The organism is Geodermatophilus amargosae (assembly GCF_900116515.1).
GTDB lineage: Bacteria > Actinomycetota > Actinomycetes > Mycobacteriales > Geodermatophilaceae > Geodermatophilus > Geodermatophilus amargosae.
The window spans coordinates 1-25900 of record NZ_FPBA01000024.1 but is presented as its reverse complement, the minus strand read 5'-3'; the positions used below and the strand labels follow the sequence as shown (position 1 = coordinate 25900).

Below are 25900 nucleotides of genomic sequence, written 5' to 3'. Positions count from 1 at the left end.
ACCGACAGAAGTCGCGGCTGCACCACTGCACTGACTGCTCCGACGCGAGGGTCACGAGTGAACCGCCCCGGGTTCAGTGAAGGTGGGAGGCGGCTCGATGCGCTGAAGGTCTGTCCGCTGTCCGGGAAGTGCGGTCAGCGGCCGGTTCGGTAGGCATCGCGGCGGTGGGCGACGTCGAGGACGGTGACGGTGCGGAGGTCGTCGTCGATGCGGTAGACGACCCGGTAGGTGCCGCGGCGGGCGCTGTGCCGGTCACCGAGCGGCGGGCGGAGCCGCTTGCCCACGCGGTGGGGGTCGTCCAGTAGCGGGCCGACGATGAACTCGTGGGCGGCCGCGGCGACGGTCTCGGGCAGGTGGTCGGTGAGCTGGCGGCGGGCAGTGGGGGTGATGGCCAGGAGGTAGGCGTCGTGGTCGTCGGTCACCGCTGCTGACTGCGCCGGCGGGCCATGGCCGCGTCCAGCTCGTCGCGGCTTTCGGCCTCCCCGTGGGCGAGCTCGGCCTCGGAGGCGTGTAGCCGCCGCATGGCGTCGGCGTCGGCGAGGATCTCGATGGTCTCCTCGAGCGACTCGAGGTCCTCGGTGGCGAGCAGGACGGCGGAGGGCTTGCCGTGCACGGTCACGTACACCCGCTCATGCTGCCCGCTGACCCGAGCAACCAGCTTGGACAAGTGAGCCTTGGCATCGGCCAAGGGCAACGTCGTCATGGTCAGAAGTATGACCAGAAGTGTGATGCCGGTCCAGCCTCCGTCCGACGGGGGGTGAACCCAATGCGCGTCGACGACGCGACCAACGTACGACCAACGAACGACCCTCGACGCCCGACGATGACCAGCACCGGTCATTGACGCCAACGGCCGCTGACCTGCACGTTCACCACTGACCGACGGTGACCGACACCGTCAAGATCAACTCGCAGGTTCACTGGTTCGAGTCCGATCGGGGGAGCACGACCGCAGGTCAGCGCCTCGTGCGCGAGCCGTGGGTCCTGGTTGCCCATGACAAACCCTGAAATTGCCGACGGCCCACCGCGCGGGATGGAACCCGCCCGGGCATCCGACCCGTCGGGGGTGGACCGCCCGGCTGTGGGCTCCTCCGGCGCGGGTGGGCTACAGGCCGCGGCGGTGCAGCAGGTAGCCGAGGGCCGCCACGGCCGGCACGAGGGTCGCGGGGACCAGGTTGAGCGGCACGCCGGCCAGCCGCGGCAGGTGCCCGGGCTCGTCCTCGACCGCGGTGCCGGGCGTGGCGAGCGCGGCGAAGAACGGCGCCCACGCGACCGCCGGCAGCAGCGCGGCCGTCCTGGCCGCCAGGTCCAGCTCGGCGGTGGAGGACGCCGGTCGCCACAGCAGCCACAGCGCGAGCACCTGAGCGCCGGCGACCGTGCCCCAGCCGGCGGCACCGTGGAATCGGGCGTGTGGGGGCCAGTCGGGGTTGAACACGTGGGTGGCGTTCAGGTCCGCGCGCGCCGTGCCCACGATCGTGCCGACCGCGGCGCCGGTCAGCACCAGCCGGCTCGTCCTCATCGCACCCCTCCCCGCCGCACGCACACAGCGTGGGGCACTCCCGGCCGGGAGACCAGGGGTGTGCGGCCGGGGCGGTGATGGTGGCAGCTGGTCACGGACCGTCGCGCGACGTCCACGGTCCCGGCCGACTCGACCCGGCGTCGGCAACGCGACCGGTACGACGGCTACGTGCTGACCAGTCGCTCCGGTCGGGGCACCGGCTCGCCCTCGGACTCGCGGATGCCGTAGCGGGCGTACAGCCGGCCCAGCGGCCCGGGCGCCCACCAGTTGGCCCGGCCGAGCAGCCGCATGGTGGCCGGCACGAGCACCGTCCGCACGACGGTCGCGTCGACGACGATGGCGATGAGCATCGCGATCCCGACCATCTTGATGAGCACGACGCCGGAGGTCGCGAAGGCGCCGATCACCACGACCAGCAGCAGCGCCGCGCTGGTGATGATCCCGCCGGTGCGCTGCAGTCCTGTCGCCACGGCCGCGGTGTTGTCGCCGGTGAGGTCGTACTGCTCGCGGATCCGGGACATGAGGAAGACCTCGTAGTCCATGGACAGCCCGAAGACGATGGCCAGCACCAGGATCGGGGACGTGGCCTCCAGGAAGCCGGTCGGCGTGAAGCCCAGGATCCCCGACAGGTGACCGTCCTGGAAGATCCACACCAGCGCACCGAACGAGGCGCCCAGCGACAGCACGTTCATCACCATGGCCTTGACCGGCACCACGACCGAGCCGAAGGCCAGGAACAGCAGGACGAACAGCGTGACGGCCACGAGCACGGCCATCCAGGGCAGCAGCGAGCCGAGGCTGTCGAGCAGGTCGGCGTAAAGCGCGCTCGGTCCGCCGACCAGGACCTCGGCGTCGTCGGGAGGGGACACGGACCGGACCGCGGCCACCAGCTCCCTGCTCTCGGGCCCCACCGGGTCGACCCCCGAGGCGATGGCGACCCGTGCCGTGCTCCCGGCCGCGTCGACGACCGTGGCGCCGTCCACCCCGGGAACCGCGCCGACCGCGGTGACGTAGGACTGCAGCGCCGCCCCGCCCTCCGGTGAGTCCACCGCGCCGGGCAGGGTGACGATCGCCTCGACCGGCCCGGCCGGACTCGGGGGGAAGTCGCGCGCGATCGTCTCCGCGACCACGCGGCTCTCCGCCCCCTCGGGCATGGCGCGCACGTCGATGCCGCCGAACTCCGCCCGGGTGAACGGCAGCGCGAGCGTCACCAGCAGCGCAGCCACCGCGACGCCGTAGACGACGGGACGGCGCATCACGCCGTGCGCGATCCGGTACCAGGCCCCGTCGCGGTGGGCGGCGTGGGCCGGCCGCCGCCGCCGGCGGAACAGGCGCCGCACCGAGAGCGCGTCCACCCGGGGGCCGAGCATCGCCAGCAACGCGGGGAGCAGGGTCAGGGCGGCCAGCATCGCGACGAGGACGGCGCTCATCCCGCCGAAGCCCATGGAGCGGAGGAAGACCTGCGGGAAGAGGAGCAGCCCCGACAGCGAGATCGCCACGGTGACGCCGGAGACGGCGACCGTGCGTCCCGCCGTCGCGAGGGTCCGGGCCAGGGCGTCCTCGACGCTGCGCTGCCGGCGGACCTCCTCGCGGAACCGGCTGACCACGAAGAGCCCGTAGTCGATGGCCAGCCCGAGGCCCAGGACGGTCACCACGTTGACCGCGAAGATCGAGACGTCGGTGACCAGAGAGAACGCACGGAGGGCGGCGAACGACCCGAGGATGGCGGTCACGCCGATCGCCAGCGGCAGGCTCGCCGCCGCGACGCTGCCGAAGATCACCAGGAGCAGCACCGCGAGGACCGGCAGGGAGATGCTCTCAGCCAGCGTGAGGTCCTCGCTGACCTGCTCGTTCATGTCCCGGTTGAGGGTCACGTCCCCGCCGAGCCGCGCCGTCAGCCCGGGTGCGGCCAGGTCCTCCTCGATGGCGTCGAGGACGTCCTCCCGCTCGTCCTCGTCACCGCGCAGGGTGAGCACGGCACAGGTGCTGCGCCGGTCCTCGCTGACGAGCGAGGGGTCCGGGGTGTCGAAGAAGGACACGGTCCGGAGCACGTCGCCCTCCGGCAGGGCGTCCAGGGTGGCGGTGACCGCCTCGGCGTAGCGGGGGTCGTCGACCGTCAGGCGGGTGCTGGAGTACAGGACGACGACGTCCGCGGCACTGCGGCCCAGTTCCCGTTCGGCCACTCGGGCGGCGCGCGAGCTTTCGCTGCCCGGGTCGTCGAAGCCCCCGCCGGTCATCTGCCCGAAGACGCCCACCCCCCACACACCCGCCAGGGCGATCAGCGCGAGGGAGAGCGCCACCACCCACCGGCGCCGGCGGTACACCAGACGACCGAGTCGCTCGAACATCGCCCCTCCTGACTCACCGGCCGGGGCAGGGGCACGGGTGTCGGCTGGGAGGACAGCCCTGCACACGGGTCGGTGTCAAGCACCTCGCGCCCGCGACCTGCGGGTTCTCAGCGGCACACGAGCTGCGCGGCCGACCTCGAGGGGACCGTTGTGGCCAGGCGGACGGGCCGAGGACGGCGCACCGGCCCGATGACCGCCACCGCCGGTTCAGCGGCCCACTCAGGGACACCACTGGCCCAGGCGATGAGGCAGGTTCAGCAGTGCCCCGTCAGGAGCAGTAGTGGTCGCCCTTCGTCGTCCTCCCAACGCCCGGCGGTCCACTCGATGTCGCCCTTGCGCCGAGGCTCCTCCGTGGTGACACGGGGGCGGGTGGTCTGCCACTGCTCGTGGGCGTCGATGCCGTCGAGCCGATCGAGCTGGTTGCCGGCCCAGTAGACGAGGACCAGCGGAGCACCGTCGACAACGAGTCGATCTCCTTCCTTCCGCCTGGTCCGCGTAGTGCGCCGGACGTACCGACGCCCGTCCGGGCCGACGAGCCAGCCCTGCTGGACGCCGCGCCAGTGCCCGTCGCTCAACTCCGTGCGCACGCCGTCATGGTGGCGCACCGTCACCGCAGCCCATGAGGACTTCCTCACACCGATCCGCCCGACGCCGGACCTCGTAGCAACGGCAGACGTCCCTCAGGCGCCGACGCCGGTGTCTCTGAGCGGCCCACTATGGGACAGCCGGTGTCGCGCCGTCACCCTGGCATACCGGCCTCGACGGTCGGCGGGTATGCCACCCATCAGGTCACGGAGCCAATCGGTCCTGAGCATCTCCCGCTCCCGGCGGCGGTATTGCGCCGAGCCAGTCATGGCGGCGGGCACGCGTCGGTCGATTTACTACTGTCTCTAAGTCATCAGGAGCAGGGCTCCCGAACCACTAGAGGGGCGGGCGTTCGTCACCTGTGTTCAACTGCTCTGCTTCTCCTCGTCCTTGCATGGCCAGGTGTCGTCGGTGACCCGCAGGATCCCCCACATGCCCTGTCCGAGCGCCCACTTGAGAACTCCCGTGCGGTAGGCGTGATCTCCGGTGTAAGCCGGCGTGAATCTGAAGGTCCGCCCGCTGCCGGAGCTGATGGCCGATTCGGCGGAGACCATGGGCACTTGGCCTTGGAAACGGTGCTCGGGCCAGGTGACGCCGTGAATGGTGAAGCTGTAGGCGCGTGGCTTGTCGAGAGCCCCGACGAGGTGGAACTCGACGTCGCTGCCCCGGGGCACGCACCACACTGGTGTCGCCGGCTCGTCATCGTCCAGGCAGTACTCGCTGTTCTGCGGGTCGAACTGGCCACGCGGTTCGCTGCGGTAGTTGATGCCCTTCTGTCCCTGGTCTTCGTGCTCTGCCTCGCCGGGCTCCTCGCCGGGCGGGTCGGGTAGCGGGAATCGCAGGTTGCCGTTGAGGAAGAGCCGCAGACCGTCCTGGATGAGCGCCACCATGTGTTCCACTCGATCGGGGTCGTCGGCGGAGGAACCGTCGGGTCGAACTGTCACCCGTGTCCCGTGCCAGACCGGCTCCTCGCTCGAGGACGTGCTCTCACCCGGCCCCACCGGGTACGGCGAGTAGCCCCTCGGCACGATGACCAGGGCTCCGATGAGCCCGTGGTGGCGGTGGTTGCGGACGTCGGCCATGTCCTGCAGGAGCACCGGGCCGAGCGTCTCTTCCGCGTCGGGCCGGGGATGGCGGGTGTCCCACGTGTAGGTGCGCGGGGCCGCCCCCGGGGCCGCGGTTTGCACCGGGTTCACCCCGACGTTGGCCCCGTCGGACTCCCGGACGTCGTAGGCGACGAGGTCGGCGTGCATCGACACGTGCCGTGACACCGGTCGCTCGCGTTCGACGGGTACCTCCGGCGCGAACGGCTCGGGCTCCATGTCGTCCGGCAGGTCATTGGTCAGGATCACCCGCACCTGATCACCCTCGCGGCACCACAGGACCAGGGGTTCGACCGCCGCCGTGGGGTCCTCGGGCAGGGACGGCACCTCCACCGGTTCCCCGCCCGGAGGCTGCACGGAGTCGAGCCTGTACACCAACCCGAAGGGATCGACCAGGTCGTCCCGGTAGTACAGCCGGCGCGGTGTGGCCGTGACGCCGAAGGTACGCACCGGCAGAGCGGGATCCGGAGCTCCCGAGTACGCCTCGGGGCGGGGTCCGAAGCCGAGCAGGTCCCGGTCTCCAGCCGCTGGCGGCCGCGGGTGGGCCCGGACGATGCCCCAGCACCCCAGCCACAAGTCGTCGGCCCCTGACAGCTTGTAGAGGTAGTCACCGCGCCTGACAGGTGCGCGGTTGATGAAGGTGAAGGCCTCGGCGATACCGGTCGTCTGCTGGTTGCGGACAGTGGAGTCGAGGTTGTCCCGGAACCGCTGCCACCGCAGGCCGTGTACCTGGAAGCTGTGGGACTCCTCGTGGGAGCCCTGCAGGACCCGGAACCAGATCGGGTCGTCCTCGTAGGCCTGGTACACGGTCGTCGCCGGGTCACCGTGCACCCGTGAGTCGAACCAGTAGGCCGGGTCGCCCGGCCGTTCCCGCAGCGGTGCGTTGCGGTAGTTCAGCGCCATCACACCCTGGTCGCCGTGTCCACCGGGCTGCTGCGGCGGGTTGAGGGGACGGCCGCGGCCGTCCCACATCGGGATGAAGTCGGCGATGCCGATGCAGAACTCCCGGAACCAGTCGGGCGTGGGGCGTTCCTCCCCGTCCGAAGTGTCCTCGGGCGCGGTCTGGGTCTCGGGACCGTCATGGTCCGCCGGGTCGGAGCCCGTCGGTGCTGTCTCCTCCGCGCTGCTGTCCACTTCCACGATCTCGGTGTCGATGACCTCCGGTCGTTCCCCGGACGTGTCAATCGTGGCCGTGAGCGTCAGCAGACCCACGGCTTCGCCCTCCCCCTCGACTTCCGGGTCGTGTCTTGTCAGACGCGACGGCACCTTGATGAGTGCCTGAAGCCCGCTGACGATCTCTCGGTCATCCTCGATGTGGTGATAGAACTTCGACCCCGAGGGCTCGACGATCAGCGCGCCGAACAGACCGTGCTTCTGCCGGTAGTTGGCGAACAGGTGGTCGTGGAAGAAGATTGTTCCGAACTCCTGGTCGGCCCACCAGCGGTAGACCATCTTGCGGCCGAAGCGCGCTCCGCTCATGTAGTTCCAACCGACACTCGCGCCGTCCGCGCAGATCGGGTCGAACTTCACCATGTGCACGTGCGGGGCGCACTCACCCTCCCAGGGCCTGTCCGGACACGGCGGGAAGGGATGGTCGAACTCCGTACCTTCGATGGTCTGGGGCAGGGCGTTGCGGAGCGTCAGGTTGAGGATCTGACCGTGCTGCGCTCGAAAGAACAGCGGCTCGTGCGGCCCCGGTTGCGCCGCCGGATCACCATCCGCTTCGAGGTAGTAGAGGTGACCGTGCTTGTCGTGCCAGCCGTGGTCGTTGTAGTCGATACGACGTTGAGCGACCACCAGGTCGTGGCACACCTCCGCAGAGGTGTTGCACTGCAGCACCTCCGGTTCCGCCTGCTGTTGCTCCGTGAGGCGGTTGCGCGTGAACAGCTCACCCGGGACAGGGAAGTCGTTGAACGCGAGGCGCTCGAGGTCGGTGGGGACCGGTCGGTAGTCGAAGTCCGCCGGCATGTCGTGCCCCCGCAGCGACGTCACGTTGCACGGGAGGCGGTAGCCCTCGTGCTCCACTTCCGCCGCGGTGAGCTCCCGGTCGGGCCACGGGGGGCGTGGCGACTTCTGCCGGACGGTGCCGGGGATGTAGAGCGGGAAGCCCGGGTGCGTGCGCGTCGGATTGGGTGGGGGGTTCTCCGGCAGCGGCAGCAGCTGCTGGATGCGTGTGCCGTCGGGATAGCGGCCGATCTGACGACCTGCGTAGATCGGGTGGTCGCTGTCCAGCGCCAGATCGTCGAGGCCGATCGATTGTCTGAGAGCTTCGTCCGCCGCTTCGTGCGCGTCGTCGCCGTCGAGCCACCAGTGGTACTGGCGCGTCTCGAACGTCCGGAACATCCCCCACATCCCCTCGTGGAAGTGGGGGTACAGGTGGCAGTGCCAGATCACGTCGCCGGCGACCTGGTGGCGGTTGCCCGCTCCCCACGCCGGCTCGATGGTGTGCCCGGTCTGCGGGCTGATCGAGATGGCGTCGATGCGAGGTGAGGTCTGGTCACCGACCACGGCGTGCCACTCGTAGAGGTGCAGGTGGAAGACGTGCGTCTCCTTCACGGCGGCGTGCACGAACCGGATGCGGACGCGGTCGCCGATGTAGGCCCGCAGGACCAGGTGGTCCGACGGGTCCCCGAACATCCAGGAGCTGTGGTGCTGCTCCTCGTTCAGCACGGGTCGCTCGAGCTCGTGCCCAGTGCGGAGCAGGCGCCAGAGGGTGCGCTCCCGGTTGATCATCGGCTCGGCGCGGTAGGACACGGCCATGATCGGCAGGTCGTCGTGCCCTGCGTCTCCGTGGCGCGCGCCATCTCCCGCCGTGTGAGAGCCGTGGACGGCGCCGCCGTGACCCCTGTGGGCGCACGGGTCGGGCTCCAGCACACCGTGCGCGGGGACGTACTCCGGCTCGTCGTGGAAGAAGATGACGAACTCACGGTAGGAGTAGGGGTCAGCCGCCTGGTTCAGGTGCTCGACAGGGTCGGGCCACCGGGAGCCGTCGGCCAGGGTCCTGGTCGACGCCGGGACAGGTTTTCCGGCCTCACCGGGGGCGAGGACGTCGAGGTGCAACCCGTCCAGCTGCGCGAACCCCGGCGTCCCGTCGACGTCGTGCGAACCGCGCCCCGTCACCGGATCTCGCCACGTGGTGCCGGGCGGCTCCACGATCAACGCACCGAACAACCCGTGGACGTTCGTACCGTCCTCACCACCGTCGAAGTTGCCACCGTCGTGGAACGGAAACACCCCTTCGTCGTCGCACCGCCACGTGTACGTGCGTGTTGTTCCGTACTCGGTCAGGCTCGACGGGTTGGCGCCGACCTCCGCGCCGTCATCCGTCTTGACGTCGTAGCCGCCGCCGACGAGGTGGATGCCCACATGCCGGTCACGGATGTCATTGCACAGATGGATTGTTACGGTCTCGTTCACGCGGGCTCGTAGCACTAGCGGCCGGATCGAAGGATGCGGTCCTCTGGCCTGCGCCGGTGTCAGGGGGAGGTCCACCCCGATTGCCTGCGCTCGGATGCGGGCCTCGTCTACGTAGTCGTCGGGGTCGGGCGCCGGCAGGGATCCCGGGCGACGTCGTCCGCCCTGTCTCGCGAGTGCGTCGATGTACTGGAGAATGGGGACGTTCTCCTTTAGAGCAAACAACATCCCGTCGTGGTCGTGGTCGCCCTCGCGGTTGTAGTAGATCGTCATTTGCATCGCGACCACCTCGTAGCACGGTGGTGCGACTCCGACCTGTTGCGTATCCCCCGACATGCTTGAGTGATCGGATTGATCCGTCTCGTCGCGGGCGATTGCTTGACTTTCCGACTGTACGTTCATTCCGCTTCCCTCTCGAGTGCCCACACTGCAACACTTGCGGGGTCACATGCTGAGACCCCGCGACAAGTACTTCGCGGCCTCCACCCTCGCGCGGACGTGTGGCTATCTGCTCCCATTGCGCGGTGAACAGCGTGAGATCTCGCTCTTGTGCGGCGCAGCACCGACGAGATGCTCTGGCCGCCCGATCGCCTTCCTGCTCCGGAAGTACGGACCCTGAGTGCCTGTTGCGCGCTTGCCATTGTCGAAGCGCAACAGTTCTTCGGTGGATGGCAGAGGTTATGGCCACGGGCGTCACCGTTCCGTCACCGACGCATGACTTCTGGCGCTCGTGACGGGCGATTCGCGGCGGCTTCCCCAGCCGCACGCCTGTGGGAGCGCCTCGGCACAACGAGAGATGCCTGCACGCGGGCGCATTGAACGGCTCGAAGCATCGACGCCCCGACACGGAATGCAGCGCAACCGGATCAAGTGTCACTGAAGCCGCCTTCAGGGACAGGGGTGGCGGCGCACATGATCCGCAGGACAGGCCCTGAGCACCGATCGGCGTCTCCGGGGCGGGAAGAGCTACGGCTCGACCCCCGTCCGGAGCGCAACGGTGCCTTCGCAGTGGAGGAGGTCGACGAGGTCGGGACCGCCGAGCAGACCGCGGTCGCGGAGCGCCTCATCGTCCAGGCACGAGCAGTCGACCGAGACATGGCCGCACCGCCGTCCTGGGTCCGGCCGTCGAGATCTGTTCCGCCGGGCTCGGCGTAGTGGTCGGGCGCTTCGCGGACCGGGTGTCGATCGTCGCCGTGGACGTCGAACGGCTTGGGCACGAGCTCCGCCGTTCGCGGGTCAGCCCGCTCTCGGCCAAGGACGTGCGAGGGCCGTTGACCGCCGCCGATGATGAGCCGGTCGTGCCGGACGCCGATCCCGGATCGAGACGACAGCAGGTCGACACGAGGCACGGGCAAGATGCGCCAGGGCGCTCGGTCCACGGGGAGCCACGGAGTCCAGCACGGGTGGGTCGGGGGAGCGCAGGGAGCTCGTTGCTGTCCGCAGATGTCCTGGGAACACGCTCTAGCGTCGCGGTCGTGGAGATCGGTCCTCTGCTTGCTTCAGGCCGCGATGCGGACGTCTTCGAGTACGGGCCGGGACGAGTGCTGCGGCGCTATCGCCGCGGTGGCGACACCGCCCACGAGGCCGACGTGATGCGTCATGTCGCTGCGTACGGCTACCCGGTGCCGACGGTGCTCGGGTCCGGCGGTCCGGACCTCGTACTGGAGCGGCTGGACGGGTCAACGGCGTTGCACGCGCTGCTCGACGGCACGGTGGGGCCCGAACCGGTAGCAGCGCAGCTGGCGGACTTGCACCGGCGACTACACGTCATCCCGGCGCGGACCTCGCCCGCGCCGGGACGTGTTGTGGTGCACCTCGACCTGCATCCGGACAACGTCGTGCTGACCGCGCGCGGGCCGGTCGTCGTGGACTGGCGGAACGCGGACGACGGCTCAGCTGACGTCGACGTCGCGCTGACCGCGGTGATCCTCGCCCATGTCGCGGTCGACACCCGCCAACCGCGGGCGCCGTTGGCGCGCCGCTGCCTGCTGGCGTTCCTGGAGCAGACCGAGCAGTGGCCTGCGAGCGCACTCACCGCTGCTGCCGCCTTCCGAGCCGCCGACCCGGCGCTCGCCTCGGACGAGCGCGCCATGCTCGACCAGGCAATCGACCTCATCGCGAACTCCTGCCGCCACTGACCCGGTCCACCTCACGAAGCTGCTACAGCGACGCCGCCGCCGCCGGGTGGCCAGCTGCGAATGGCACGCAAGGGGACCCGCGAGAGGACCGGCGATCCTCGGGCGCGCAAGGGCATGAGCAGGGCTCGAGGTGCTCGCGTTCCGCTTTCGTGATGGCGGTGTCCATCAATCCCGGCGCGGTTCACGGCTCGCCGGCTCGCCGTGGCTGCCGGCGAGGACTCCGGGTGGATCGCGCCAGAAGTCGGTGATGATCTGCGCGAGCAGCGGGGCCGACCGGAGCAGCGGCTCGACGTGCCCGCCTCCTGGAACGGTGATCGCGGCTGCCCGGGGCATGGCGCGGACGGCGGCTCGCGCCTGCTCGGGCCGCCACAGCGGGTCGTCGGCGGCGGCGATCATGAGAGTGGGAACCCCCACCGCGGGCAGCGTCGGCGTGAGATCGACGCGTCGGAGCGAGACGCACGTCATCGCCCGAGCCATTCCTCGGCGGTCGGCGCGCCGGAACGCATCGGCCACCACCTGCGCGTCCTCGGGGTCGGGGTGCGGGCTCAGCAGTCCGCCGTGCGTGAGGGTCTTGACGAAGGGTCGGATCGGCCCGAGGAGTCGGTAGACCGGGATGCTCGCACGCATCTGTCGCCGTACCGCCGGCTCCAGGGCATGGACGGGGGCGCAGACAGCGGTCAGGGTTCGGCAGCGATCCGGCTCGGACGCGGCGAAGGCGGCACCGACGTGACCACCCCAGGCGTTCCCGAGCCAGTCCACCGGCTCCGTGACGCCCGACTGGTCGAGCACGTCGGATGCGGCGCCGGCGCAGTCGTCGAGCGTGTAGTCGCGACCGGCATCCCCGCTCGAGCCGTGGCCTGGACCGTCGAGGACGATGAGCTGCCGCTCCGCGCCGAGTCGGCTCTCCATCCGCTGCCAGGTCGTGGAGTCGACGAAAAGGCTGTGCCAGAGCACGGCCGGCGGGCCCGAGCCGACTTCCCGCACACGGAGGGCTCCCAGCCGCGTCGTGATCCTCCGGCCGTTCGGCGTCTCAGCGTCGGCGCGCGACATCCTCACCATCTCCTTCGGGAACCGAAGTTTCGGTGTCCGAACTATCCTGTCGAACCGTGCCGACGTCAAGGGATCTCCCGAGCGACCGCCCGGCCATCGGCCAGCTGCTGGTGAAGCTGCTGGGTGAGTTCCGGAAGGAGCTGTCCGCCGCTGGCGAGGACCGGGGCTACACCGATCTACGGGAGCCGCACATGCACGTCTTCGGCAATGTGGGCATCGACGGGATCCGGCTGACCGAGCTCGCCGCTCGTGCGCAGCTCGGCCTTGCCACCATGTCGGAACTGGTGACGGAGCTGGAGCGATCGGGATACTTGGAGCGCCGTCCCGATCCCGCCGACGGCCGCGCCCGCTTGATCTACCCGACGTCACGCGGGCGGCAACTCCTCGACGACGCCGGTGACCGGGTGGCCGAGATCGAGCAGCACTGGGCGGCGGTGGTCGGACCAGAGGAGTTCGAGCGCACCTGCCGCGTCCTCGCCCAACTACTCGGCACGCTGACCCTCGCCGGACGAGAAGCGAAGCCCGGAGGAGACCCCACGGGATGATCGGCACCAGCCTGTCCGAAGCCGTGGAACATGCGGGCAGGTGCGACCCCGTGCCACCGTGACGTCAGCCCGAACGCTGCCCCGGAAGCCGACTCCATGCCCCTGAGCGACCAATCATGGGAGCCCTTCAGGGCTGGCGCTGGCCGCCGAGCCGCCGCCGCCGCCGCCGCCGCCGCAGGAGCGGACTTCCGGACGCTGATCAGCCGCCGCAGCGGCTCCCGCGGGGGCTGCCGCACTCAGGCCCCGCCGGTCGAACACCGCGGGCGGCGGCCCCGGCCAGGCTCAGGACCAAGCCGCACAGTGTGAGGACCAGCACGGCAGCGATGATGCTCGCGATCCTGCCCTTGAATCGGCCGCTCAGGGAGTTCGCTGCTGGCCAGCTGTGGGCCGGAGCGCTTCAAGCGCGACTGCCGCGCCGGTAGAAGCGACCTGATGACCGAGGTACACGTCCTGGGTGAAGCTGGGCCGGGTGTGCCCGAGGCCGTCGGCGATCTACCGGGCCGACACACCCGCCTCGTCCCGCTGGGTCGCCGCGGTCTTGCGGAACAGGTGCGAGGTCACCCGGTCCGAGCCGGCACGGTCCAGCGCATGGCGCAGGTCGCTGCTGGTGTCGAACGGATCGCGCGGCATCCCCTTGGGACTGGAGAAGACCACCGGCGACCACGTGGCCTGGGACGACCAGCAGCGCCTCGGCCCTTTCCCGTTCGCTCAGGCCGGAGCGACCCATGCCGATCGAGCTGTCGTCCGCCAACCGGCAGGCTCACGAGAGCCTGAGGGTGCCGGAAACCCGGAACGCCTCCGCTCGGATGAAGCGGAGCCGCACGGGACCGATGAACGCGGAGGCCGGCGGAGGTCTCCACCGGCGGAAGGCAGCCGAACAGACGGAGTGAGCAGATGACACGGACCCGCATCCACAACCTCTCCATGTCGCTGGACGGATTCGCCACCGGTGAGGGCCAGACACTCGACACCCCCTTCGGCCACGCCGGCCAGCGGCTGCACGAGTGGATGATCGCCACCCGCTTCGGCGCCCCGATCGTGGGACGCACAGGCGGCACCGTCGGCGTCGACGACGCGATCGCCCGGCAGCACGAGCCGGGTATCGGCGCCGAGATCATGGGCGCGGGCAAGTTCGGGCCCCCGGGCTGGCAGGAGGACGCCGAGTGGAAGGGGTGGTGGGGCCCGAACCCGCCGTTCCACACACCGACCTTCGTGCTGACCCACCGGCCGCGGTCGCCGATCGAGATGGCCGGGGGGACGACGTTCTACTTCCTCGACGCCTCGCCGGCCGAGGCCCTCGACGTCGCGCGCGAGGCGGCAGCCGGCCAGGACGTGCGCATCGGTGGCGGCCCGACCGTCGCACGGGACTTCATCGCGGCGGGGCTCGTCGACCACGTCCACCTGGTCCAGGTGCCGATCGTGCTCGGCCGCGGAGTACGGCTGTGGGACGGCCTCGAAGCCCTGGAGGCGGACTACGACATCGAGGCGGTCTCGACACCCAGCGGCGTCACCCACCTCACGTTCACGAGGTCGTGACGGCGCGGATCGTCCTGCCTGCCCAGGACGCGCGATCGCGCAGCAGTCCTCGGCCATGACCGGCTGACGGACGAACGGCGTCCGGCGCTCGACCGCTCCCTGCACGTCCGCGAGGGCCGGCGTCAGCGATGCGAGGTCGTGGACACGGCCGTCGTGGACCTGCTCGGTCAGCCCTCGAGCGTCCGCAACCAGCCCTGGCGGGTGCACGTGGCCGGCACACGTACCTGGACTCGGCGCTCGACCACCTCGACAGCTGACCGACCGGACGCCGCCGCGCGGCCTTGCTCCCATGACCGGCGGCGGCAGCTCACTGAGCACCACTTGGGGATGGGACCTCGGGACCGGGACGTGATGGCGCCACCGCACCAGGCGCAGGACGAAGCCGCTGTGCGTCGCACCCTGCCTTCGGGGGTGGTGCGTTCCGACGCGTCAGCTCGAGCGGACTCCGGTGGTTCCACTGCGCAGATCCCGCTCGGGGCGCCGCCTCTCAGCCTCCCGCCGGCGAGCTCGGTGACCGGCGCCCCTGCCACCTGCCGTGCGTCCAGCCTGCGGAGGTAGCTCCTCGGACCCGTCCGACGGATCGGCAGCCGCCTGGTGGACGAGGTGTGGCATCTGCTCCAGCTCTGTCTCCGGTAGCGACCAGGAGCAGGATGGCTCGGTGGAGCAGAGCAGGACGATCGACGTCGCGGCCTCGGTCGAGCAGGTCTGGGAGGTGCTGCGCGACGTGGAGCGGTGGCCGGAGTGGGCGCCGACGGTGACCTCGGTGCGACGACTCGACGACGGCCCGCTCGCCGTCGGGTCCCGGGTCCGGGTGGAGCAGCCCCGGATCCCCCCGACCGAGTACGTGGTGACGGAGCTCGAGCCGAGCCGCTCGTTCACCTGGGTGGCCACCGGCCCGGGTGTGCGCACCACTGCTCGGCACCTGCTCGAGGAGCTCGGCGCCGGCGGCACGCGCGTGACGCTGGCGGTGGAGCAGGCCGGGCCCGTGGGCAGGGTGATGGGACGGTTCTACCGCCGCCTCACCGATCGGTACCTGACCGCCGAGGCGGAGGGGATCAAGGCGAGGAGCGAGGGACGGGTGTGACGTCCGGCAGTGCGCGAGTCGCCCACGGTCGACCGCCCCGTCAGGCGACCAGGGCCCCAACACCGACCCTCGTAGCCGCCCGACGTGGGCGTCGGACGCGTCCTCCTCGGTGACCAGGACGTCGGAGCGGGACCTCCAGGTCCACGCCAACGGGAGTCGACGCCCATGCCGGGCATCGCAGGGTTGTCGGTTCGAGCCCATTCGGGGGGAGCGACACTGCAGGTCAGTGGGTCGGCAGGCCAGCCGCATCGGGCGCCACGACCACTGGACGACCGACGAGATCCAGCACGTCCGACCCGTTGACGAGGGCTGTCCGATCGCCCCGCGGGTGCTCGACGCCGGCTCGTCCGAGCGTCTCCTCGACCGTGCGCACGCGGTCGACTCGCCTTCTTCGCGACCAGGTCGTCGCTGCGTGCTCCTCGAGGCGGCGCCCGCCGAGCGCGTCGGCCCGGCGGCTGAGTGCCGGACCGCGCAGCTCCTGCCGCGAAGACGAGGCGCTGGCCGCGAGATCCCCGGGGCGCGACGGGACCTCGCTCACGGCCACCCGCGCCTCGTCAGGCCAGCGTGGCCATGTCGATCACGAACCGGTAGCGCACGTCGGAGGCCACGACCCGCTCGTAGGCCTCGTTGACCTGCTCCACGCCGATGGTCTCGATCAGGGTGGCGATGCCGTGCTCGGCGCAGAAGTCCAGCATCTCCTGGGTCTCGCGGATGCCGCCGATGTTCGAGCCGGCGTAGGAGACGCGCCGCATGAGCAGGGAGGAGGCGTTCAGCGACAGCGGGTGCTCCGGGATGCCGAGGTTGACCATCGTGCCGTCCACGGCGAGCAGGGACAGGTGGGCGTCGAGGTCGATCGACGCGCTGACCGTGTTGAGGACGAGGTCGAACGAGGCCGCCAGGCGGGAGAACGTGTCCGGGTCGCTGGTGGCGGCGTAGTGGGTGGCGCCCAGCCGCAGGCCGTCCTCCTGCTTCTTCAACGACTGCGACAGCACGGTGACCTCGGCCCCCATGGCGGAGGCCAGCTGGACCGCCATGTGGCCCAGTCCGCCGAGGCCGACGACGGCGACCCTCGTGCCGGGGCCGGTCCTCCAGTGGCGCAGCGGTGAGTAGACGGTGATGCCCGCGCACAGCAGCGGCGCGGCGACGTCGAGCCCCATGCCGTCGGGGATGCGCAGGACGAAGTCCTCGGTGACGACGATGGCCTCGGCGTAGCCGCCCTGGGTGGGCCGGCCGTCCCGGCCGGTGCTCGAGTAGGTCTCGACGTAGCCCTCGACGCAGAACTGCTCGTCCCCGCGTCGGCAGTACGGGCACTCGCGGCACGAGTCGACCAGGCAGCCGACGCCGACGCGGTCGCCGACCCGGAACCCGGTCACCTCCGAGCCGACCTCGGCGACGATCCCGGCGATCTCGTGGCCGAGGACGACGGGGTAGTCCGTGGGACCCCACTCGCCGCGGGCGGTGTGGATGTCGGAGTGGCAGATGCCGCTGTACCGGATGTCGATGCGGACGTCGTGCGGGCCGACGTCCCGGCGCTCGATCGTCGTCAGCGTCAACGGCTCCGTGGCGGACGTGGCGGCGTAGGCCTTGACGGTGGTGGGCACGGGCTCCTCCTGCGGGCGTCGGATGCGTCGGGGAGGACCGCTCCACCGGGGGTCCCACGCTACGGACGCCTCCCGGCGGCGGGAGGGGGGCCCGGGCCGACGGGCAGCCGGCCATCCCGCTCCGGCGGTTGCCGGGCCGGACCGTGGGCCGGCGTCTGGACAGTCCACCCCCGGCGGCGGTGGACTACCAGTCCGCACAGGAGGCGCCATGACTGCGGAGCACGTTCCCGAGCCCTCCCTCGCCGGTGCGCGCGGTGTCGCGGACTCCTCCGGATCACCTCGCGCCTCCGGCGGCATCCGGAGTCGGACCTCCACGCTCACCGACAGGAGGACGTCCCGTGGACACCTTCTTCCCGACCGACCTCACCGGCCTGCCGGAGGCCCTCCGACCCGAGGTGCTGGAGCTGGCTGACGGCGAGGAGCTGCGGCTGCGCCCCGCCCCGGTCGCCAAGCGGATCGGCGACAGCACGGTGCGGATGCTGGCCTACAACGGCTCGATCCCCGGACCCACGCTGAAGGTGCGGCAGGGCTCGGAGATCGTCGTGCACGTCGCCAACGGCACCGACCTCGACACCACGGTGCACTGGCACGGGCTGCGGCTGGAGAACCGCTTCGACGGCGTGCCGCACGAGACCCAGGCGCCGATCCCGCCGGGCGGGGAGTTCACCTACCGCATCCAGTTCCCCGACCCGGGCCTGTACTGGTACCACCCGCACGTCCGCGAGGACGTCACCCAGGAGCTGGGCCTCTACGGCAGCATCCTGGTCACCCCGACCGAGCCGGACTACTGGCCACCGGTGCACCGGGACCTGGTGCTGACCCTCGACGACCTGCTGCTCGAGGACGGCACGATCGCCCCGTTCAGCCGCACCGAGACGAACTACGCGGCCATGGGCCGCTACGGCAACCTGATGCTCACCGGCGGGGAGACCGACCCGACGTCCACCGTGAGGACCGGCGAGGTCGTCCGGCTGTGGTTGACCGACACCGCCAACAGCCGCGTCTTCCGGGTCGGCGTGCCCGGCGCCCGGATGAAGCTCGTCGGCGGTGACAGCGGCCGGATGGAGCACGAGGAGTTCGTCGACGACGTGGTGCTCGGTCCGTCGGAGCGCGCGGTGGTCGACGTGCTGTTCGACCGGGCGGGGGCGTTCGTGCTGGAGCACCGCACACCGGACCGGAGCTACCGGCTGGCGGCGTTCACCGTCACCGGCGAGGTCGCCGAGCCACCGCTGGCACCGCAGTTCGAGGTGCTGCGCACCGCGCCGGAGCTGGCCGCGGAACGGGAACGGCTGCAGGCGTGGGTGGACGCGCCGCCGGACAAGGTCCTGGCCATCGTCGCGGAGATGGACGACCCGGGCGCGTCCGCGGCGGCCGGACCGGTCACCTACGCCTGCCCGATGCACCCCGAGGTGGTCAGCGACCAGCCCGGGCGCTGCCCGGAGTGCGGCATGAAGCTGATGGTGACCGCCCCGGCCGGCGCGGTCGGCCATGACATGACCCACGACGACGACGACATGGGCCACGACAGGGGCCACGGTGCCGCCGCCCCGGAGGTGTCAGCGAGCGACCACGACGCCGCGCACGTGCACGCCCACCCCCACGGTTCCGCCACCGCCGACGGGATCGAGTGGGAGGACGAGATGGCCGAGATGAACCGGGCCACCACCACCGAGACGATGCGCTGGGAGTTCCGGGACCGCACCGCCGGCCACGACGGGCCTCCTGTCGGCTGGCGGTTCACCGTCGGGCAGCGGGTCAAGATCCGGCTGGTCAACGAGATGGACTCCGACCACCCGATGCACCACCCGTTCCACGTCCACGGCGCCGGCCGTTTCCTCGTCCTCGCCCGGGACGAGGTGCCCGAACCCGACCTGGTGTGGAAGGACACCGTCCTCGTCCGGACCGGACAGACCGTCGACCTGCTGCTCGACGTCACCAACCCCGGCCTGTGGATGGCGCACTGCCACATCGCCGAGCACATGCACGCGGGGATGATGTTCAGCTTCACCGTGGACCGCGGAGCGACGCCGTGACCGCCCCTGCCGGACCGTTCGACGTCGTCGTCGTGGGCGCAGGACAGGCCGGTCTCGCCGCCGCCTGGCACCTGCGCCGGCAGGGGCTGCGGTTCCTGGTCCTGGAGGCGGAAGGCGAGCTCGGGCACTCCTGGCGCACGCGGTGGGAGTCGCTGCGGCTGTTCACCCCGGCCGAGCACGACGCGCTGCCCGGTTCCCCGTTCCCGGCGCCGGCCGGCACCTACCCGGGCAAGGAGGCGGTCGCCGCGTACCTGCGGGACTACGCCGCCGCCTCCGACCTGCCGGTGGCACTCGACGCCCGGGTCACCGCCCTGCGCCGCAGCGAGGCCGGGTTCCGGCTCAGCACCGACGACGGCCGGGAGTTCGCCGCCGGTCAGGTCATAGTGGCGACCGGTCCCTTCCAGGTCCCGTTCGTCCCCGCGGTGGCGGCCGGGCTGGACGACTCGGTGACCCAGGTGCACAGCGGCGCCTACCGCAGCGCCGCCGAGCTGCCGGACGGGGACGTGCTGGTCGTCGGCGGCGGCAACTCCGGCTTCCAGATCGCCGAGGAGCTGGCCGCGATCCGGCGGGTGGAGCTGTCGGTCGGGTCGGCCTACCCGGCGCTGCCCCAGCGGCTGCTGGGCCGGGACCTGTTCTGGTGGCTGACCCGGCTGGGCCTGATGCGGGTGACCGCCGGATCCCGGCTCGGCTCCCGGATGCAGGCTCGCGGCGAGTTCCTCATCGGCACCGGTCGGCGGCGCCTGCAGCGGTCCGGTGTCCGGTTCCGGCCGCGACTGGTCGGCGCGGCCGGCCGCACGGTGCGGTTCGCCGACGGCAGCAGCCGTGAGGTCGACGTCGTCGTCTGGGCGACGGGCTACCGGTCGGACCACTCCTGGATCGACGCTCCCGGCGCGTTCCGCGGCGGCCGCGTCGCCCACGACCGCGGCATCACCGCGGTCTCCGGGCTGTACTTCCTCGGCCTGGCCTGGCAGCACACCCGCGGCTCGGCCCTCCTCGGCTTCGTCGCCGACGACGCCGCCCACGTCGCCGCCCACGTCGCTGCCCATGTGGCCCGCACGGCCACGGCGACGGGCGAGGAGACTCCACGGCCGCCGTCGCGAGCAGCGCGGACCTAACCCGCCGAGCTCGGGAGGAGACCGCTGTGAGTGCCCAGTCCGGCTCCGGGCGTGCCCCGGACGCGCAGCGCCGCGACCCGGCAGCCGCCGGTGCGCGTGGGCTGCGCATCCCGATCACCTGGGGCGTGGTCTGGGGCTGCCTGCAGGCGGCGTCGCCGCTGGCCTTCCCCTGGCTCGACGCCGCCACCGTCTACGCGCTGGGGCTCGCCCTGATCGCCGCGATCTACATCGGGTTCAGCGTGGCCGACGGGCGGGGCGAGGTCATCGCCGTCGAGACCTGCGTCGCCGCCGTCTTCGTCGTCCTCGCCGCGGTGGCGGTGACCGGCTCGGCCTGGCTGCTCGTGGCCGGCCTGGCCGGGCACGGCCTGAAGGACCTCTGGCAGCACCGCACCGGGTTCGTGGCCAACACCCGCTGGTGGCCGCCGTTCTGCGCCACCGTCGACGTCGTCGCCGCCGCGCTCATCGCCGCCGGGATCCTGGCTGACGTGCACCTCGGGTGGTGAGCGGCCGGCGCGGGGTGGTCCGTCGTCCCGCGCCCACCACGGCCGGTCGTGGGGCAGAGTCGCGTCACCGGACCGCCGCCCGGCGGCTCCGACGACCCGCGGGAGGTCAGCGCACGTGACCAGCTCGGTACCGCTGTGGCAGGACGAGCCGTACGCCGCGCGACCGCCGCTGGAGGGGGAGGCGCGGGCGGACGTGTGCGTGGTCGGCGCCGGCATCGGCGGCCTCGCGACGGCCCGGCGCCTGCTCGACGCCGGCCTCTCGGTGGTCGTGCTCGAGCGGTCCGAGGTGGCCTCCGGCGCGAGCGGCCGCAACGGCGGCTTCTTCATCGCCGGCGCCGCGCCGATGTACCACGACACCCGCCGGCTGTGGGGGCGCGAGCGGGCGGCGGCCGTCCACGGGGCGACGCTGGCCGCCCAGCGGGAGATGCTCGAGGTGGCCGAGGCCGTCGGCGCGCGCTCGCACTTCCGCCGCGACGGGCTGCTCCGGCTCGCCGTCGACGCGAGCGAGGCCGACGACGTCCGGAGGAACGCCGCGGCGCTGGCCGAGGACGGCTTCCCGGGGCAGCTCGTGGCCGAGGACGACCTCCCGGCCCCGCTCGCCCGGCCGGGACGGGCCGGGCTGTTCTTCCCCCACGACGGATCGGTGCACCCCGTCCGGTGGCTCCGGGCGCTCGCCGGTGCCCTGGAGTCGCGCGGGGCGCGGGTCCTCGAGCACTCGCCGGTGGTCGGGCTCCCGGTCGCCGACGGCGACGGCGTCGGCGTGACGACCGCGTCCGGGGTGGTGCGGTGCGACCGGGCGGTCGTGGCGATGGACGGTGACCTGGCGGCGCTGGTGCCGTCGGCGCGGTCCGTGCGCCCGCGGCGCCTCAACATGGTCGCCACGGCACCCCTCGGCCGGACGGTCCTCCCGTTCCCGGTGTACGCGCGCCACGGCCACGAGTACGTGCACCAGACGGCGGACGGCCGGGTCGCGCTCGGTGGCTTCTCCGACCTCGACGGCGACGCGAGCTGGACGGCCAGGGCCGAGGTCTCCGCGCCGGTGCAGGAGCGCCTGGACCGGTGGCTGGTCGAGGAGCTCGGGGTGGACGCGCCGGTGACGCACCGGTGGGCGGGCGTCGTGGGCTTCGCCGAGGACCCCCTGCCCCGGTGCGGACCCGTGCCGGGCACCGCCGGTCGGGTGTTCGCCCTGGGCGGCTACAACGGGACCGGCCACGTGCAGGCCTGGGTCGCCTCCGGCGTGGTGGCCGACCTCCTCGTCACCGGTGCGAGCCCGGCCGCCGGGCTCTACGCGACCGTGGACGCCTGAGGCGTCAGGACGCCCGGCCGCCGAGCAGCCGGCGGTGGACGACGGCCTCGGGGCCGAGCGCGAGCAGCCCCTCGGTGAGCGCGTCGGCCGCGGCGTGCGCCTCGTCGTCGGTCATCGGGTCCAGCACGTCGAGGATGAACAGCGCGCTGCTGGTGGCGGTCGTGATGCGGGTGCGGACGCCCTGACGCCAGTTCCAGCGGCGGCAGGTGACACCGGCCTGGTCGCGCCAGACGACCTCGCCGGGCTCCGGGTGCTCGACGACCGTCTCGCCGGCGGTGGTGTCGAACGGCTCGGTGCCGTCGGCGCGGACCAGCCGCGGCGGCCCGGCGTAGGCGGCGCGGTCCTCGCCGCCGAGCGGCAGCACGGAGGCGATGGAGACGGCGTTGTAGACGTCGGTGATCCGGTCGATGCGCGGCAGCCCGTCCGGGTCGAGCCGGCGCATCAGCGCCTCGACGCTGGGTCGGGTGCGCTGCGGCTTGGCACCGAAGGCCCGGTACGCCTCCCGCCACGCGGCGAGGTGCGGCAGCTCCTCGGGCCTCCGCCCGTCGAGCCGCTCCCGGGCGGTGGCCTCGGCGGCGGCGAGGACCCGCTCGCTGACCTCGTCGCTCGGGCCACCCTGCAGGCCGTCGGCGGTCAGCAGCAGCACCCGGTAGTCCGGCCGCAGCGCGAACACCGCGTCGTCGATCGTGGCGGCGGCGAGCCACGCCTGTGGGTCGGTCACGAACGGCTCCCGGGAACGTGGGGCTGGAACACGCTGAGGGCGAAGCGGGCGGGTGCGGCCGCGTCGGGGGTGGCGTAGCCGTGGGCGACGTCGCCGGCGAAGGCCGCGGAGTCGCCGGTCTGCAGCCGGTCGGTGCGTTCCCCGACGCGCAGGTCGACAGCGCCCTCCAGGACGAGCACCAGTTCCCGGGTGCCGGCGCTGTGCGGCTCGCTGGTGTGCGACTCGCCGGGCTGCAGCGTCCAGTCCCACAGCTCGACGACGTCGGGTGGCTCGGTGCCGGCGACCAGCCGCGCCTGCCCGCCGCGCGGGCCGCGCCACAGCACCGGCGCCTGACCGGCCGCGGTGACGGTCAGTGCAGGCGGGCGTTCGACGTCGACCAGGACCGGCAGCCCGACGCCGAGGGCGTCGCTGATCCGCAGCAGGGTGGCGATGCTCGGGTTGCCCTCGCCGTGCTCGATGGTGATGACCTCCTGCGGCTGATGCCGGAGCGGTCGGCGAGCTCGTCGAGGGTCCAGCCGCGGGCGGTCCGGTGCTGTCGGACCCGCGTCCCGATCAGCTCGTTCACCGCCGGCGCCTGCGCCATGCCGTTGTCCCCTCGCCCGTTGCCCGCCGTGGTGCAACACAGTGCATCACGCGGTGAAGTGACGGCCGTGCAGTACGAGCAGGGCTGCGGGTGGACCGATCCGGTCGTAGCGCGCTCGGCGTCGTGCCGCAGCCGGGACACGGCGTCCGGTCAGGCCGGGTCCCGCCACATGGGGAACACGGTCGGGCCCGCGGCGGTGAGCGGCAGGGGGTCGCGCTCGACGAACCCGTGCCGTGCGTACAGGCTCCGGTTGCGCTCGCAGGAGGCCTCGAGGTACGCGGGCGTCCCGGTGCGGTCGCACCCCGCGAGGACGGGGCGCAGCAGCGCACTGCCGAGGCCCCGTCCCTGCCGACCCGGCTCGATGCCGACGTAGAGCAGGTACCAGTGGTCCGGCAGCAGCCGGTGGTGGGACTCCATGACCGACCCGGCCTCCTGCGCCGGACGCAGCTGCCGGCCGAAGAGACGCACCCAGCGCGGCCCGTCCCGCACGTCCTCCCAGGTCGTGGACCGCCACCGCCCGGGCGGGAACCACACCGCCGCGCCCGCCCCCTCGGCGAGCCAGGTGCCGTCGCGGTCCTCGCTGCGGCGGGCCTCCAGCGCGAACATGCGCTGCACCCTGGCCTCCCGCCGCGGCATGACCGGAGGGAACAGGAAGGAGAAGACCGGGTCGTCGGCGAAGGCCGCCGTCAGGATCCGGGCGAGCTGCGCGCGATCCGCCGCGGTGGCGGGCCGGACCGTGGACCCGCTCTCGTGCACCATGGCGCGACCGTGGCCCGTGCTGCTCCTCGACGGGCGACGCCGTCCGCCCCGCTGGGTCCACCCGGCGTGGCCGTGGCCGAGCGCGACGCCGTGACCGCGGTCGTGCGGCCGGCTCCCGTCAGCCGGCCGCGGGCCCCAGGGCGGTGTGCCGGCACCGGATGGTCACCGTCGTCCCACGGACGCCCGCCGTCACGGTGGTCTGGGCCAGGGCGTCCATCATCGCCAGTCCCCGTCCCCGCACCGTCGGGACCCGGGGCTGCCGCCACGTCCCGTGGTCCCGGATGGTGACGGTCACCGCCTCGTGGTCGACCTCGACGCACACGTCGAAGAACGGCTCCGTCGGTCGCTGGGCGTGCTCGACGGCGTTGTTGGCCGCCTCGCTGGCGGCCAGGACGAGGTCGCCGACCAGGTCAGCCGACAGTGCCGTGTCGTCGAGGACGTCGTGCAGGTCCTGGCGCATCCCGCGGACCGAGCTCGGGAGGCTGATGAAGCGCCACTCACAGCGCCGCCCGGCGAGCACCGGACCTGGGTGGGCGGAGACGACGGTGCGCGGGACGGGCTCGGACGGTCGCCGGCTCATGACGCGGCCGCGGCGGGACTCGCGTCGGTGTCAGCGGCAGGTTCGCAGAGCATGGGCCCACTTCCGGACGGCACGTCGAGGTCGCCGGGGCCGGGGCTACCAGAACAGGGAGACTGGATTCCGGGACTACCCGGGCCGTCATCGGTGGAAACCGGTGGTCAGGGCCCGGGCCCGCGCCCGCGCCCGCCGCGTGCGTCCGGTGGCCGCGGGTCCCGGGGTGCGTCGGAGGCCTCGCTGAGCGTGGAGTCCACCCGGGCCCACACCACCTTGCGGCTCCCGTCCGCGGTCCGGCCGTGGGCAGCGGAGATCGTGGCGACGAGGGGCAGGCCCAGGCCGCCGAGCGCGGGGTCGCGGTCGGCCGCCAGGGTCGGCGGGTCGTCGCCTGCGGCGTCGCCGACCTCGAGCAGCCAGGACCGGCCGGTCCGGGTGACCGTGACCTCGACGGGCAGGCGGCCGTGCCGCAGTGCGTTCGACGTCAGTTCCTCGAGCGCCAGCAACGATCGCTGCACCCCGCCCTCGACGGCAGCGGCCGGTCGGGCGCCGTCGTGCAGGGCGGCGTCGAGCGCGCGACGGGAGACGGTCAGCTCCGCCAGCGTCCCCGGGGTGCCACCGCCCCACGCGGGCGGACTGCGCGCTCCTCGGTGGGAGTGCTCTGAGTGTCCACGGCGACACGGTCATCGGCCGATCTCCACGGTCCGAGCCGGCGGTTCGACTCGGGCCATCGTGCTCGCCGGGGCCCGTCGGGCCCGCCTTGCCCCGAACGCCACGCGCAGGGTCAGGAGGCGGCCCGGTGGCCGCCGGACCCGCGTAGGCTCCCGACAGGTGCCGGGGACGACCCGACGCCGGCCGTCCGTCCAGCAGCGGCGTGCCCAGCCAGCACGGACCTCCAGACCGGGGGTCCGCGGCCGAGGTCACCCGCGCCCGGTGCATCCCAGACCGGAGGCCGCGTCATGGCCGACCCCCAGGACCGGCGACCCGCCGGTGCCGCCGAAGTGCTCGAGCGCCTCGGCCGGTTGTCCCTGCGGGAGCTGTCGATGGAGAGCCTGCTGCAGACCGTGGCCGACCTGGCCACGACGGTGCTGCCCGGCGACCTCGAGGCATCGGTGTCCCTGCTGGTCAGGGGCAGCCCCACCACCGTGGCCTCCACCGGCCAGCTCGCCGTCGACCTCGACGAGCGGCAGTACGAGCGCGGTCACGGACCCTGCTTGCACGCCGCCCGCACCGGTGAGCTGACGATGATCGCCGACGCCCGCACCGACGACCGGTGGCCGGACTACACGCCCCGGGCAGCCGAGCGCGGGGCCCTCAGCTCGCTGTCGGTCCCGCTGGACATCGACGTCGACGAGCAGGTCTCCGGCGCGCTGAACATCTACGCCC

23 protein-coding genes are annotated in these 25900 nt (G+C 72.3%); 9 read left to right on the top strand and 14 right to left on the bottom strand.

Features of this window, described 5'->3' with window-relative positions; all coding sequences use genetic code 11:
* Nucleotides 1-134 precede the first annotated feature (134 nt).
* The 6 genes from BM414_RS23005 to BM414_RS22980 form a co-directional block, all read right to left on the bottom strand.
* On the bottom strand, nt 135-422 hold the full coding sequence (locus tag BM414_RS23005) for a type II toxin-antitoxin system RelE family toxin (RefSeq protein WP_093583357.1): 288 nt from the start codon (nt 420-422) through the stop codon (nt 135-137).
* Nucleotides 419-703, bottom strand: coding sequence for a type II toxin-antitoxin system Phd/YefM family antitoxin (locus tag BM414_RS23000; protein WP_093583355.1), 285 nt, complete (start codon nt 701-703; stop codon nt 419-421). The genes BM414_RS23005 and BM414_RS23000 overlap by 4 nt, the downstream gene beginning before the upstream one ends.
* 402 nt (nt 704-1105) lie before the next feature.
* Nucleotides 1106-1519 carry a DUF6640 family protein gene (locus tag BM414_RS22995; protein WP_139245995.1) on the bottom strand — a complete coding sequence of 138 codons (414 nt, stop codon included), beginning with the start codon at nt 1517-1519 and terminating at the stop codon, nt 1106-1108.
* Nucleotides 1520-1683: 164 nt separating this feature from the next.
* Complete coding sequence (locus BM414_RS22990; protein ID WP_093583351.1) at nt 1684-3867, bottom strand: MMPL family transporter; 2184 nt, start codon at nt 3865-3867, stop codon at nt 1684-1686.
* Nucleotides 3868-4121: 254 nt separating this feature from the next.
* Nucleotides 4122-4454 carry a hypothetical protein gene (locus tag BM414_RS22985; protein ID WP_139245994.1) on the bottom strand — a complete coding sequence of 111 codons (333 nt, stop codon included), beginning with the start codon at nt 4452-4454 and terminating at the stop codon, nt 4122-4124.
* 363 nt (nt 4455-4817) lie between these two features.
* On the bottom strand, nt 4818-9242 hold the full coding sequence (locus tag BM414_RS22980) for a multicopper oxidase domain-containing protein (protein ID WP_175551752.1): 4425 nt from the start codon (nt 9240-9242) through the stop codon (nt 4818-4820).
* 1157 nt (nt 9243-10399) lie between these two features.
* Here BM414_RS22980 and BM414_RS22975 point away from each other — a divergent pair.
* The gene (locus BM414_RS22975) at nt 10400-11107 is read left to right on the top strand and encodes a phosphotransferase (RefSeq protein ID WP_217644894.1); all 708 of its coding nucleotides are present in this window, start codon (nt 10400-10402) and stop codon (nt 11105-11107) included.
* A 165-nt stretch (nt 11108-11272) separates the two neighbouring features.
* Here BM414_RS22975 and BM414_RS22970 read toward each other — a convergent pair whose 3' ends face one another.
* Nucleotides 11273-12157 carry an alpha/beta fold hydrolase gene (locus BM414_RS22970; RefSeq protein WP_093583445.1) on the bottom strand — a complete coding sequence of 295 codons (885 nt, stop codon included), beginning with the start codon at nt 12155-12157 and terminating at the stop codon, nt 11273-11275.
* Between the two features lie 56 nt (nt 12158-12213).
* Here BM414_RS22970 and BM414_RS22965 point away from each other — a divergent pair, with 56 nt between their 5' ends.
* The gene (locus tag BM414_RS22965) at nt 12214-12702 is read left to right on the top strand and encodes a MarR family winged helix-turn-helix transcriptional regulator (RefSeq protein WP_175551751.1); all 489 of its coding nucleotides are present in this window, start codon (nt 12214-12216) and stop codon (nt 12700-12702) included.
* Nucleotides 12703-13194: 492 nt separating this feature from the next.
* Here the strand turns inward: BM414_RS22965 and BM414_RS31050 are convergent, their stop codons facing one another.
* Complete coding sequence (locus BM414_RS31050; RefSeq protein ID WP_245784926.1) at nt 13195-13332, bottom strand: hypothetical protein; 138 nt, start codon at nt 13330-13332, stop codon at nt 13195-13197.
* A gap of 264 nt (nt 13333-13596) precedes the next feature.
* Between BM414_RS31050 and BM414_RS22955 the strand changes: the two genes are divergently transcribed.
* Both BM414_RS22955 and BM414_RS22950 read left to right on the top strand, forming a co-directional pair.
* Nucleotides 13597-14238 carry a dihydrofolate reductase family protein gene (locus BM414_RS22955; protein ID WP_093583345.1) on the top strand — a complete coding sequence of 214 codons (642 nt, stop codon included), beginning with the start codon at nt 13597-13599 and terminating at the stop codon, nt 14236-14238.
* Nucleotides 14239-14896: 658 nt separating this feature from the next.
* Nucleotides 14897-15322, top strand: coding sequence for an SRPBCC family protein (locus tag BM414_RS22950; protein WP_093583343.1), 426 nt, complete (start codon nt 14897-14899; stop codon nt 15320-15322).
* Between the two features lie 554 nt (nt 15323-15876).
* On the opposite strand, the gene BM414_RS22940 is transcribed toward BM414_RS22950, so the two are convergent.
* Nucleotides 15877-16923: an NAD(P)-dependent alcohol dehydrogenase gene (locus BM414_RS22940; protein WP_245784925.1), complete on the bottom strand. Its 1047-nt coding sequence runs from the start codon at nt 16921-16923 to the stop codon at nt 15877-15879.
* Between the two features lie 338 nt (nt 16924-17261).
* On the opposite strand from BM414_RS22940, the gene BM414_RS22935 reads away from it, so the two are divergent.
* The 4 genes from BM414_RS22935 (at nt 17262) to BM414_RS22920 (ending at nt 21880) form a co-directional block, all read left to right on the top strand.
* Nucleotides 17262-18956 carry a multicopper oxidase domain-containing protein gene (locus BM414_RS22935; RefSeq protein WP_093583338.1) on the top strand — a complete coding sequence of 565 codons (1695 nt, stop codon included), beginning with the start codon at nt 17262-17264 and terminating at the stop codon, nt 18954-18956.
* Nucleotides 18953-20071, top strand: a complete 1119-nt coding sequence (locus BM414_RS22930) for a flavin-containing monooxygenase (protein WP_093583336.1) — start codon at nt 18953-18955, stop codon at nt 20069-20071. Before BM414_RS22935 ends, BM414_RS22930 begins: the two co-directional genes overlap by 4 nt.
* 26 nt (nt 20072-20097) lie before the next feature.
* Nucleotides 20098-20574: a hypothetical protein gene (locus BM414_RS22925; protein ID WP_093583334.1), complete on the top strand. Its 477-nt coding sequence runs from the start codon at nt 20098-20100 to the stop codon at nt 20572-20574.
* Between the two features lie 115 nt (nt 20575-20689).
* A complete protein-coding gene (locus BM414_RS22920) occupies nt 20690-21880 on the top strand; it encodes an NAD(P)/FAD-dependent oxidoreductase (protein WP_217644893.1) in 1191 nt (396 codons plus the stop codon).
* Nucleotides 21881-21884: 4 nt separating this feature from the next.
* Here BM414_RS22920 and BM414_RS22915 read toward each other — a convergent pair whose 3' ends face one another.
* The 5 genes from BM414_RS22915 to BM414_RS22895 form a co-directional block, all read right to left on the bottom strand.
* Entirely contained in the window at nt 21885-22601 is a 717-nt protein-coding gene (locus BM414_RS22915) for a B3/B4 domain-containing protein (RefSeq protein ID WP_093583330.1), read from the bottom strand.
* A complete protein-coding gene (locus BM414_RS22910; RefSeq protein ID WP_217644892.1) occupies nt 22598-23224 on the bottom strand; it encodes a cupin domain-containing protein in 627 nt (208 codons plus the stop codon). The genes BM414_RS22915 and BM414_RS22910 overlap by 4 nt, the downstream gene beginning before the upstream one ends.
* A 110-nt stretch (nt 23225-23334) precedes the next feature.
* Nucleotides 23335-23943 carry a GNAT family N-acetyltransferase gene (locus BM414_RS22905; RefSeq protein WP_093583328.1) on the bottom strand — a complete coding sequence of 203 codons (609 nt, stop codon included), beginning with the start codon at nt 23941-23943 and terminating at the stop codon, nt 23335-23337.
* Between the two features lie 118 nt (nt 23944-24061).
* Nucleotides 24062-24523, bottom strand: a complete 462-nt coding sequence (locus BM414_RS22900) for an ATP-binding protein (RefSeq protein ID WP_093583326.1) — start codon at nt 24521-24523, stop codon at nt 24062-24064.
* Between the two features lie 158 nt (nt 24524-24681).
* Nucleotides 24682-25107 (bottom strand): ATP-binding protein, encoded by a 426-nt coding sequence (locus tag BM414_RS22895; protein ID WP_342716306.1) that lies wholly within the window; start codon nt 25105-25107, stop codon nt 24682-24684.
* 366 nt (nt 25108-25473) lie between these two features.
* Between BM414_RS22895 and BM414_RS22890 the strand changes: the two genes are divergently transcribed.
* On the top strand, nt 25474-25900 hold a 427-nt coding region (locus BM414_RS22890; protein WP_139245992.1), incomplete at its 3' end, for a GAF domain-containing protein.

What these genes read in the sequence shown, in the direction of transcription:
- BM414_RS23000 (WP_093583355.1), bottom strand. Translation starts at nt 703, where the DNA reads ATGACGACGTTGCCCTTGGCCGATGCCAAGGCTCACTTGTCCAAGCTG.
- BM414_RS22995 (WP_139245995.1), bottom strand. Translation starts at nt 1,519, where the DNA reads ATGAGGACGAGCCGGCTGGTGCTGACCGGCGCCGCGGTCGGCACGATC.
- BM414_RS22990 (WP_093583351.1), bottom strand. Translation starts at nt 3,867, where the DNA reads ATGTTCGAGCGACTCGGTCGTCTGGTGTACCGCCGGCGCCGGTGGGTG.
- BM414_RS22980 (WP_175551752.1), bottom strand. Translation starts at nt 9,242, where the DNA reads ATGACGATCTACTACAACCGCGAGGGCGACCACGACCACGACGGGATG.
- BM414_RS22970 (WP_093583445.1), bottom strand. Translation starts at nt 12,157, where the DNA reads ATGTCGCGCGCCGACGCTGAGACGCCGAACGGCCGGAGGATCACGACG.
- BM414_RS31050 (WP_245784926.1), bottom strand. Translation starts at nt 13,332, where the DNA reads ATGCCGCGCGATCCGTTCGACACCAGCAGCGACCTGCGCCATGCGCTG.
- BM414_RS22955 (WP_093583345.1), top strand. Translation starts at nt 13,597, where the DNA reads ATGACACGGACCCGCATCCACAACCTCTCCATGTCGCTGGACGGATTC.
- BM414_RS22905 (WP_093583328.1), bottom strand. Translation starts at nt 23,943, where the DNA reads ATGGTGCACGAGAGCGGGTCCACGGTCCGGCCCGCCACCGCGGCGGAT.
- BM414_RS22900 (WP_093583326.1), bottom strand. Translation starts at nt 24,523, where the DNA reads ATGAGCCGGCGACCGTCCGAGCCCGTCCCGCGCACCGTCGTCTCCGCC.